General features: G+C 43.6%; 9 protein-coding genes. 2 read left to right on the top strand and 7 right to left on the bottom strand.

Going from position 1 to position 10,440, the window contains the following annotated elements:
- Positions 1–220: 220 nt before the first annotated feature.
- The 7 genes from HC179_RS01035 to nadB form a co-directional block, all read right to left on the bottom strand.
- Positions 221–976, bottom strand: a complete 756-nt coding sequence (locus HC179_RS01035) for a YhcN/YlaJ family sporulation lipoprotein (protein ID WP_168862654.1) — start codon at positions 974–976, stop codon at positions 221–223.
- Positions 977–1,076: 100 nt separating this feature from the next.
- Entirely contained in the window at positions 1,077–1,817 is a 741-nt protein-coding gene (nadE, locus tag HC179_RS01030; protein WP_168862653.1) for an NAD(+) synthase, read from the bottom strand.
- Positions 1,818–1,849: 32 nt separating this feature from the next.
- Positions 1,850–2,860: an aminoglycoside phosphotransferase family protein gene (locus tag HC179_RS01025; protein ID WP_168862652.1), complete on the bottom strand. Its 1,011-nt coding sequence runs from the start codon at positions 2,858–2,860 to the stop codon at positions 1,850–1,852.
- Entirely contained in the window at positions 2,814–4,196 is a 1,383-nt protein-coding gene (gene safA, locus HC179_RS20870) for a SafA/ExsA family spore coat assembly protein (protein ID WP_205825175.1), read from the bottom strand. Before safA ends, HC179_RS01025 begins: the two co-directional genes overlap by 47 nt.
- Before the next feature lie 357 nt (positions 4,197–4,553).
- A complete protein-coding gene (gene nadA, locus HC179_RS01015; RefSeq protein WP_168862651.1) occupies positions 4,554–5,657 on the bottom strand; it encodes a quinolinate synthase NadA in 1,104 nt (367 codons plus the stop codon).
- Position 5,658: 1 nt separating this feature from the next.
- Positions 5,659–6,504 (bottom strand): carboxylating nicotinate-nucleotide diphosphorylase, encoded by an 846-nt coding sequence (nadC, locus tag HC179_RS01010; RefSeq protein WP_168862650.1) that lies wholly within the window; start codon positions 6,502–6,504, stop codon positions 5,659–5,661.
- The gene (gene nadB, locus HC179_RS01005) at positions 6,461–8,092 is read right to left on the bottom strand and encodes an L-aspartate oxidase (RefSeq protein ID WP_346775096.1); all 1,632 of its coding nucleotides are present in this window, start codon (positions 8,090–8,092) and stop codon (positions 6,461–6,463) included. The genes nadC and nadB overlap by 44 nt, the downstream gene beginning before the upstream one ends.
- Before the next feature lie 142 nt (positions 8,093–8,234).
- Between nadB and HC179_RS01000 the strand changes: the two genes are divergently transcribed.
- Both HC179_RS01000 and HC179_RS00995 read left to right on the top strand, forming a co-directional pair.
- A complete protein-coding gene (locus tag HC179_RS01000; RefSeq protein WP_168862649.1) occupies positions 8,235–9,377 on the top strand; it encodes an IscS subfamily cysteine desulfurase in 1,143 nt (380 codons plus the stop codon).
- Positions 9,378–9,381: 4 nt separating this feature from the next.
- On the top strand, positions 9,382–9,918 hold the full coding sequence (locus HC179_RS00995) for a transcription repressor NadR (protein WP_168862648.1): 537 nt from the start codon (positions 9,382–9,384) through the stop codon (positions 9,916–9,918).
- Positions 9,919–10,440: the final 522 nt, after the last annotated feature.

The following is a 10,440-nucleotide window of genomic DNA, read 5'->3' as shown; positions in this document are numbered from 1 at the left end:
TCCTTTTTCCTCGTCACTGAGGTCTTCATAACCACCATGAGAACCTCTCTTCTCCTTTTTCCTCGTCACTGAGGTCTTCATCACCACCATGAGGACCTCTCTTCTCCTTTTTCCTCGTCACTGAGGTGTTTACCTCGTCAATCAAGAATCCCCTGAAGACTATAAATCCATTCAAATGTAGAAAAAACAGCCCCTATCTTTAGAGGCTGTTCCTAAAAAGTTATCTTGTCATGGTGCGATAAATTCCACGCATTGTTTCGTCCAAATCTTGCAAGTGCCATTCTCCATTACGCAAGTCATTGTCCACACTTCTTACTGTACTGTACACACTTGCATCAACGGCAACGCGTACGTCTTTATTTTTCAAAAGCGGTTTAACTGCTTCACGCACTTCGCGTTTTAGTTGACGTGTATCATCTGCACTATTTTCCGGATTTACCGCAACAAGCACTTCATCCCCATTGATTAAAACACGGGCATCATCGACTCCATCTACCTTAGAAGCACGTTTTACGATCCGATTTGCAAGGTTGCCATCATAATTATTGTAATATGAAGGATTCCCGACATTCTCGATCCCGTTAAGATGTCCGTGATAGTTTTGATCTGTCCGACTGTAATGTGGAGTATCATATCCAACATTCAAATCTCCGCCATCATAGTTACGGTTTGTTGCATTTCTGACTCCATTTTCCTTGTTACGTCTTACTCTGTTTTCGTCGTAGATTACAGATCGGTCCAAAATTTCATTTAAAGGACCATCATTATCCTCCAGAAGACGGGCATTTCCCCTTTCTTCCGGTTCGCGACGTGTACGGTCATTGTTTACATAAGGATTGTGTTCGCTTGTATAATACCCAATAGGTCTTGTTTCCTCATAATACCTATTGTCTGTTGCACTTTCCTTTTGACCGCATCCCGTAAGACCGCCAACTAAAAGTGCCGCAGAGGTTACAGTGAATAGTGACTTCCTCAATGTAAAAACCCCCTAACGAGTCAGTTGAGTACAATAGTTGTACTCTCCATTAGGGTGACAAGTTAAGGGGTGTTTTATTTTGTTAGTTCTCTCCAAGCTTTTAAAATTTTGGAGGTCCGTATGCCAGTTGACGTTTATGTTCTGTACGTTTATGCATTTTATCAATGATTTGCTTATCTTTTTCAGGAATTTCCTCGCCCTTAAGATAGCTATCGATCATGTTGTAAGTTGTACCCATCTCATTTTCATCCGTCTGGCCTTCCCACAATCCGGCACTTGGCGGCTTACTGATGATGCTGTCCGGTACTCCAAGTACTTTCGCCATTTCACGCACTTCGCCTTTGGTTAAATTCACAAGTGGAACTAAGTCTACTCCACCGTCTCCGTATTTAGTAAAATAACCAGTATGCCATTCTGCCGCATTATCTGTACCGACTACCAAATAACCATAATTGTTGGCCACTGCATAAAGGGTCGTCATACGAAGGCGCGCACGTGTATTTGCATCACCAAGTCTGGATGTTTCCTCGTTCCATTCACCTTTTTCCTTAAGCTGTTTTTCCATCGTAGAAAAAAGAACAGTGTGTGTCTCAGAAAGGTCGATAGTCGTATGGGAAATCCCACAGCTCTCGATAACTTCTAGCGCATATTCTTGATCTTTCGGGTCACTTTTACAAGGCATAATGACACCTAGAGAATCTTCAGGAAATGCCCTTTTGATTAGATGAGCGACAACAGCGGAATCGATTCCACCACTTACCCCGACAATTGCTCCATTCAGTCCTGCATCTTTTACTTTTTCTTGTATCCATTGTACCAACTTGGCAATTTTTTCTTCCATTACGTATTCTTCCCTCCAATTAGCAATATTAATTATTGTATCAGATTGTTGTAATTCGTCAAAAATTGTTTGCGCAATTCCCAAGTAGAAATAAAGTAGGAAAGATTGGCAAAACTGCTTGGCATCCTTTTATCGCCGCTTGAATGTGAAAAATGGTTCCCTTCTCGTAAAATGTCCATTGGAAAAGACAGCGCCGTCCTAAACCAAGGCTGACCTTTACCCAATTCAATCAAAAAGGAATGAGATTGAAATAAGCTACTATTCCATTTTATAAAAGGTAGAATCCTGCTTGCATACTGGACATAATCCCACTCCGCACTTCCAACTGAAAGTAAATCATAATCAATTAAATACACCTTATTATCTGCAGCTCTAATAAAATTATGACTCGCCACATCACCGTGAAGAACCACTTCCTCTGTTTGCGAATATTCTTTCATCAGCCCATTCAGTGCAAAATGACTATAGTATACAATTTCACCGATTACTTGAGGGTTAAACCACTTTGCTAAAAATGGGACATGAATTTCAAAAATTTCAAGTCGGTTTTCCCATTTGACAACTGTGTTTTCCTGCGGTAATTCAGATGGAAGAATGGGTAGGATTGTTTTACTGTAGTGATGAAAATTTAGGAGGGTATTCAGTCCATCTGCTCTGTCCTCTGCCTTGGAGTAGCTGAATTTCCTCATAGGTACAATATACTTTAATAACACCCATACGAATCCTTGTTCAAGAAGGAGGTATTGACCATCATTAAATTTTTCGTACATAAGCCCCTCATGAAAACCGTTCTTATGTAGAAGTTGGCTAAAATGTATGATGGATTCTAGATCTCCAGGTTCCCCGTAGCCTTTTAAAATATATAAACCTTTTTCTGCTTGTATTTTAAAGAGATTATTTTTTATTTTACTGTAGGACTGTATCGTAAGCTTTGTTTCCTGGGAGAGACGAAAGAAAAGACGATTTCGATTGAAATCGTCTCTAAAGATCGGTTGATCAGTTTTCATCATCAATTTCTGGACCTTCAAAATCTGATCCTTCATTTCGCTCTTCACTTGAAACCCCGTAACCATAACCTTGAGGATTATAATACCCCGGAGCAACAGGATAGCCATAAGGATAAGGTGCATAACCATAAGGAACATCATTTCGATAACCTTGAGGTGCTCCACAGCCACAGTCTCCACCGGAGCTTGCTCCTGCGACTTGCTGCTGGTTACCGTCCATTGGTCCGAATCCTGAACCTGGGGATACTGGCCCCATCGGATAGCATGGATACCCTCCCATTGGTCCCATAGGCATTCCTTGTGGCATCATTGGTGGCATGCCCATTCCTGACATCATTCCCGGCATCATCTGTGGCATGCCCATTCCTGGCATTCCATTTTGAGCCACTTGATCTTGAACGCCCATTACGGCACTTTCCATCTCTTCATTGCTCATATTCGGCATTTGGCCCATCTGTTGCAGCTGTTGCATTTGCTGCATCATTTGTTGTTGCATTTGCCCGTAATCAACATCAGGAGATTCTTCGCCTTGTTGCACTCCCATTACTTGTGATCCATCCATTCCTTGCATTCCAGGCATCATCCCTGGCATTCCCATTCCTTGCATCCCTGGCATCATTCCCGGCATTCCCATTCCTTGCATCCCTGGCATCATTCCCGGCATTCCCATTCCTGGGCCACCCATTCCTGGGCCACCCCACCCTGGTCCCCAACCGTGATGGTGATGATGATGTGGTGGATAAGGAGGGCAGAACCCGCTTCCAGGCAATACTGGTGATACTGGATAGCATTCTTCCATAGCTGGTTGTTGTACTCCCATAACCTGTTCAGGACTTTCAGGACTCTCTTCTTTAGGCTTTGGTATGTTTACAGGCATGTTCACATTTGGCATGTTTACATTTGGCATCTTTATGTTTGGCATTTTAGCGTTTGGCATTTTGATGTTCGGCATCTTAGGCATTTTTTCATTAGGCTGCTTGTGCGGAACATTAACCGTCAAATAATTATTTACATCCACTTCGGGAAAATACGGCTTCAATTGCGGCATTTTCGGAGTGTATGGTGTTTTCTGAGCTTCTTTCACTGGTTGCTCTTTTACTGCAGGCTTTTTCGGCATCTCCTTATAAGGATGTTGCGCTTTAGGCGCCTGTACTCCCATTACTTGCTTTGGTGCTTCTTTCGTCACACCCATCACTTGGCTTTCTTTCTTGACAGGTACCCCTGCCATCGGCACTTTTATTTTCATTCCAGGCATAATCATGTCAGGATTGCTTAGTTGTGAATTCGATTTCTTTAGTTCTTCGAAGTTCACATTGTATTTCTGGGCAATCTTCCACAATGTATCCCCTTTTTGGACAATATGGATTTTCAAGGATTTTCCCTCCTTAGCAAAGTCTTTACAGTCTATGAGTTGTGTAGGCATTTTGCCACTATTCTTCACATCAACTTATGCGTCAAAAGGGGAGTTTATGATAAAAAACATGGACACCGCAGGGAAAAATAGTTTTTTTCCGAGGGTGCCCATTTTTAAAATTTATTCTTGGTTTCTGTTAAACACCGCTGTTGATTTCCGCAAATGGCTTCGCTTTCCTAGCGGCGCCGCTGGAGTCTCCTCAGCAAGTTTGCGGGGGCTCCACCTAGCGCTATCCCCCACAAGAGTCTCCGCCTTTTGCTTCAATCAACAGCTAGAAACTGCATTCTTTTAAAATTAAATCCTAACAGTACTTTTTTATGCGTGTTCGAGCATTTTATTTAGTGCTGAGATGGATTGTTGTGCCACATCTTGCTCGACTTGGATCCTGTTGATGATTTGTCCGCTTTCGATGGATTCCAGTGCCCATAGTAGGTGGGGAAGGTCGATGCGGTTCATGGTGAGACATGGACACATGTTTGGATTAAGCGAAACAATTTCCTTGTCTGGGTGCTGTTGGATGATTCTGTTTACCAAGTTCATCTCTGTCCCGATTGCCCATTGACTGCCCGCTTCCGCTTTTTCTATTGTTTCAATGATATATTTCGTACTTCCTGCGAGGTCACTTTTTTGGACGACTTCCCATGTACACTCTGGATGTACGAGAATCTTCATCTCAGGTTTATCTCTTCTCAACTGTTCAATATTGCCTAGCGTGAATTTTTCATGAACCGAACAATGCCCTTTCCAAAGGATTACTTTTACATTAGATGGGTCACCGTCGTATTCCAGTTCATCTGTTATGGGGTTCCAAACAGCCATTTCTTCTAAAGGGATCCCTAAATCATAAGCAGTATTTCTACCAAGATGTTGGTCTGGCAAGAATAAGATTCTTTCTTTTTGTGTGAATGCCCATTTTACCATTTTGTGTGCATTGGAGGAAGTAACGGTAGCCCCGCCCCTTTTTCCACAAAAGGCTTTAATTGCTGCCGTGGAGTTCACATACGTCAATGGCAGCATTGTGTCGCCAAAAACCTTTTCAAGCTTTTCCCACGCCCGCTCCGTTTGATGAATATCAGCCATATCCGCCATCGAACAGCCTGCCCTCATATCCGGCAATACAACTACTTGATTTTCATTTGTCAAAATGTCTGCAGTCTCTGCCATGAAATGCACGCCGCAAAAAACGATATAGGTGGCAGTTGTGTCCGCTGCAGCTTGTGCAAGCTGCAAGGAATCCCCTGTCGCATCAGCAAATTCAATGACCTCATCTTTCTGATAGTGATGTCCAGGAATAAAAAGATCCGCTCCAAGCTTCTCCTTTATTTCCTTAACTCTTGTTCTCATTTCCTCTGTCGTCATTTCACGATATTTGGCAGGCAACAGCCCGTTATCTTTTTTCACTAATTCTAGTATATTCATCTTAGTAAACTCCCTTCGCCCCAACATTGAAACTAATATCTAATGATTTTGCTGAATGGGTCAGCAGTCCTAACGAAATATAATCAACACCAGTGTCCCGGTAGGATGCAAGGTTGGTTAAATTAATACCACCTGATGCCTCTGTTGTAATATGCTTTGGCACATGCTTGATAAAATCTTTTATTTCTTCCGCTGTGCGGTTATCAAACATAATGACGTCTGCACCAGCCTCCACAGCTTCCTGAACCTGTGCCAGCGATTCAGTTTCCACCTCAATTTTGACCATATGGCCAACTTTTTCGCGCACACGTTGAACCGCGTTTGTGATGCTACCGGCAAACTCGATATGATTATCCTTAATCATCACACCATCATATAATCCAAAACGGTGGTTATATCCTCCGCCGCAAGTAACCGCGTATTTTTCCAACATTCTTAAGCCGGGTGTTGTTTTTCTTGTATCACAGACTTTTGTATGGTTGCTATCAAGCTCTGAAACGGCAGTTGCAGTCAGCGTTGCAATTCCACTCATTCGCTGCATCAAATTCAATGTCACTCTTTCTGCGCCAAGTAAAGCCCTCATTTTCCCTTCCGCTTTTGCAATCACTTCCCCTTTTTCCAGTTTGTCTCCATCTTGTTTGAAAAGAGTTACCTGGACTGTAGGATCAAGTAAGCGCATAGCTTCCATAACAATCTGTTCTCCTACGAAGATGCCGTTTTCTTTTGCAATAAACGTCCCTGAACCTATTTCATTTTCAGCAAAAAGCGCCTCAGAAGTTAAATCTTTTTCCCCTATATCCTCTTTATAAAAATGACGCAGCATCTCTTGCAGCATGATTATATTCATCTATCTCGTTCTCCTTTCCCAATACGCTATCTCCCTGTTGAACATGCAAAATACGGACCTGTCTCCAAGATTCTTTAGCTACTGGAAAATCAGAACGAAAATGGGCTCCTCGACTTTCCTTTCGTTGCAGAGCCGCTTCTGTAATCAGATAGCATAACTGAAGCATGTGGATGGTCTCTATTTCTTTTATTTGTAAAATATCTGTTAGTTGATCTATCGCCTTGCAGTACGGTTGGAAAAGCTCGAGCCACTCCTTTAACTCTACTAAACCTTCCTCATGGCGGACTATTCCAGCGTGCTTCATCATCATGTGTTGAATTTCTTCTTTTGATGGAAGTGGCACTGCCCTCTGCAGAAGCAAATCCATATCTATTTTTACAGTAGATGTTTGGTGCCAAAGCAAATGAGGGCTTAAGATCTTTTCTGCTAAAAAGTGTTCGGCAAGCGTCTTTGAAAAAACAATCGTTTCAAGCAAGGAGTTACTCGCCAACCGATTTGCTCCATGCACTCCATTACAGGCAGCCTCTCCTACAGCGTACAAGCCCCGAAGCGTTGTTTCTCCATGTACGTTTGTATCAATACCTCCCATATAAAAATGAGCTCCCGGTACGACTGGGATGAGATTCGCCTTTAAGTCGATACCATGTTTTGTACATAGCTTAGTTATTGCAGGAAACCTTGTCTGGAAATGATCCACTTTGGAGATATTCAGGTAAACTTTTTCGCCATTGTCCAGCTCTTGAAAAATGGCACGGGAGACAACATCTCTTGGTGCTAAGTCTTTCATTGGGTGTACATTTTCCATGAATCTTTGGCCTTTACCGTTTTGGAGAAATGCTCCTTCCCCTCGAACTGCTTCTGAAACAAGTCCGACCGCTTTTCCGTCAACAGACAGCATCGTAGGGTGAAACTGCATGAATTCTAGATCTGTCAATGTCGCTCCCGCCTTATAAGCGAGTGAAAGTGCCATGCCGGTAATGCTCTCATTATTTGAGGTATAAGGATAGAGGGACCCCGCTCCACCTGTTGCCAATATCACTTTTGTGGCAAAGTAATTTGTCCGTTCTCCATTAGAATTGAGGGTTTGAACTCCACAGCATTGGTCATTTCGGACATGCAACTTGATAACGGTTTCATGTTCTACCATTAAAACTTTCTTTGACAGCTTGGAATGGAGCCATTCCATCAATTCCTTGCCGGTTTGATCTCCTCCCGCATGAAGGATTCTTCTTTTAGAATGAGCACCTTCCATGCCAAGGGAAAATTCACCAAGAACGTCACGATCAAACTGCATCCCATTTTGAATTAATGCTTCCAACTCAGCTGGCCCACGTTTTGTCAGTAATTCCACCGCATCTTCTTCATTGTGGTAACAGCCGGCAGCAAGCGTGTCTTCGTAATGCAATTGCCAAGAATCTGTATGTTCGATAGCACAAGCAACTCCTCCTTGTGCAAGAAAAGAATTATTATCATTTTTACTCGACTTTGTGAAGATAATCACATTCATATGTTCACTTAAATAATTTGCAGTCAACAAAGCGGATAGTCCACTTCCGACTACAATCACATCTCGCTGTAAACTAGACACAAAAAAACCTCCTGTGTATATAAGTGTCTTGACACCTATATTTACATATTTCTATACTAATGACAAGAGATTTTTTCAAAGACCGAAAGATTGCTAGATATTACTAAATATAGCAGTCATCTAAGGGGAGGGAGTTTCAATTATGATCTATCTCGATTACGCAGCTACTACCCCAATGAGCAACGAAGCCTTGGAGGCCTATCAGCATGTGGCACGGAATTATTATGGAAACAGCAGCAGTTTACACGACACAGGAACCACCGCAGCGGATTTATTAGAAACCTGCCGCGGCGAGCTTGCACGGATGATTTCGGGACGAAAAGAAGGTATTTATTTTACAAGCGGCGGAAGTGAGGCGAATCTTCTTGCCATACGCACCTTGTTGAAAGGGTGTGGACAGAAAGGAAAGCACATCATCACCACCGCGACAGAACACGCTTCCGTTCATTCACTTTGCAAGACATTGGAAAAAGAAGACTACGAAGTAACGTGGCTGCCTGTGGACTCCAATGGAATTATTGCTCTTTCCCAATTAAAAGAAGCATTACGGGATGACACTTGCCTTGTGTCCATCCATCATGCCAATTCAGAAACGGGTATCTTGCAGCCGCTTGAAGCGATCGGCGTACTCCTAAAGGAGAAAAACATCCACTTTCATAGCGATTGTGTCCAGACATTTGGTAAAATACCAATAGACGTGGAGAAGCTCCACCTTACAAGCATTTCGATATCATCCCATAAAATTTATGGACCAAAAGCCGTCGGTGCTTTATATATCGATCCAAAAGCAACTTGGAAATCCATTTACGAAGGCGCCAGTCATGAAAAAGGAATGCGCCCCGGCACAGTAGACGTCCCTGGTATCGCTTCCTTCCTAACTGCTGCCCAACAAATGGAGACATCCATGCAGGATATAAAAGAAAAATATGAAACGATGCGAATCCACTTTCTAAGACTAATTCAACAATCTTGGCTTCCCGTTGTAGTAGAAGGAGAACGTGTACAAGGCCTTCCACATATCCTTGGCTTGAGAATACCAGGTATCGAAGGACAGCACGTCATGCTTGAATGCAATCGAAGAGGGATTGCCATCTCTACAGGAAGTGCCTGTCAAATGGGATCTCAATCGCCTTCAAGAACAATGCTTGCCACCGGAAAAACACCAGATGAGGCAAGAGAATTCATTCGCATTTCATTTGGAAAACAAACCACCATCAGAGACCTTGAGGTTGCTTTCGGGGCACTTAAGGAAATAATAGAAGAACAGATGAAAAGGAGTGGCTAAACTTATGACACAAGAAAAGAAAGTACTAGGGGAAGAACGTCGAAACCTCCTTTTGCACTGGCTGCAAACAGAAGACAAGCCACTTACTGGCGGAGAATTAGCAGGACGAACCAATGTAAGCAGACAAGTCATCGTCCAGGACATCTCCCTCTTAAAAGCAAAAAACGAACCGATCCTTGCAACCAGTCAAGGCTACGTCTACATGAAACCTTTCGGTGAACAGGTAAAAAAAGAGCGGATTATCGTGTCCTTCCATGAACCGCACCGGACGAAAGAAGAACTATATATACTCGTCGATCACGGCGTAACAGTCAAAGACGTGCGAATCGAGCACCCTGTCTATGGCGATTTAAATGCTTCTGTCATGGTATCAAGCCGCGCCGAAGTAGACGCCTTTATTCGGAAAATAAAGCAAACGAATGCATCCTACTTGTCTCAGTTGACAGACGGAACTCACTTGCATACGTTAGAGGCAGATTCTGAGGAGAAGCTGGATGCAGCGTGTGCGGCGTTGAAGGAAGCAGGGATGGTTTTGGAGTAGGGTGTTGGGGCTTTAGGGGAGCTTGGTGGAAAGGGGTTTGCTGCTTATGCAATGGGTCTCTGTTACCGTTTGGCGGAGGATGGAGCTGATTCAGGCTTTGAAGACGGCTTCTCTGTTACCGTTTGCATGGGGACGGGGCTGCTTCGGGCCTTGAGACGGCTTCTCTGTTACCGTTTGGATGGGGGCGGAGCTGCTTCGGGCTTTGAGACCGCTTCTCTGTTACCATTTGGCAGAGGATGGAGCTGCTTCGGGCTTTGAGACGGCTTCTCTGTTACCGTTTGGACGGGGGCGGAGCTGGTTTGGGCCTTGAGACGGCTTCTCTGTTACCGTTTGGCTGGGGATGGGGCTGCTTCGGGCCTTGAGACGACTTCTCTGTTACCGTTTGGCTGGGTGCGGTGCTGTTTTCGGCTTTGAGACCGCTTCTCTGTTTCCGTTTGGCAAAAGGCGGCGCGATTTCTGGCTTTGCGTTTAGTTTCGATTAGGCCTATCAACTTTTTTCCACTCTGCTTGAGGCAAAAATCG

The sequence above is a fragment of the Bacillus sp. RO1 genome, assembly GCF_012524115.1.
GTDB lineage: Bacteria > Bacillota > Bacilli > Bacillales > Bacillaceae_I > Sutcliffiella_A.
Note: the sequence above shows the minus strand (reverse complement) of the source record. Positions and strands in the feature narration are given on the sequence as shown.

What these genes read in the sequence shown, in the direction of transcription:
- nadC (WP_168862650.1), bottom strand. Translation starts at nt 6,504, where the DNA reads ATGAATATAATCATGCTGCAAGAGATGCTGCGTCATTTTTATAAAGAG.
- nadA (WP_168862651.1), bottom strand. Translation starts at nt 5,657, where the DNA reads ATGAATATACTAGAATTAGTGAAAAAAGATAACGGGCTGTTGCCTGCC.
- HC179_RS01025 (WP_168862652.1), bottom strand. Translation starts at nt 2,860, where the DNA reads ATGAAGGATCAGATTTTGAAGGTCCAGAAATTGATGATGAAAACTGAT.
- nadE (WP_168862653.1), bottom strand. Translation starts at nt 1,817, where the DNA reads ATGGAAGAAAAAATTGCCAAGTTGGTACAATGGATACAAGAAAAAGTA.
- HC179_RS01000 (WP_168862649.1), top strand. Translation starts at nt 8,235, where the DNA reads ATGATCTATCTCGATTACGCAGCTACTACCCCAATGAGCAACGAAGCC.
- HC179_RS00995 (WP_168862648.1), top strand. Translation starts at nt 9,382, where the DNA reads ATGACACAAGAAAAGAAAGTACTAGGGGAAGAACGTCGAAACCTCCTT.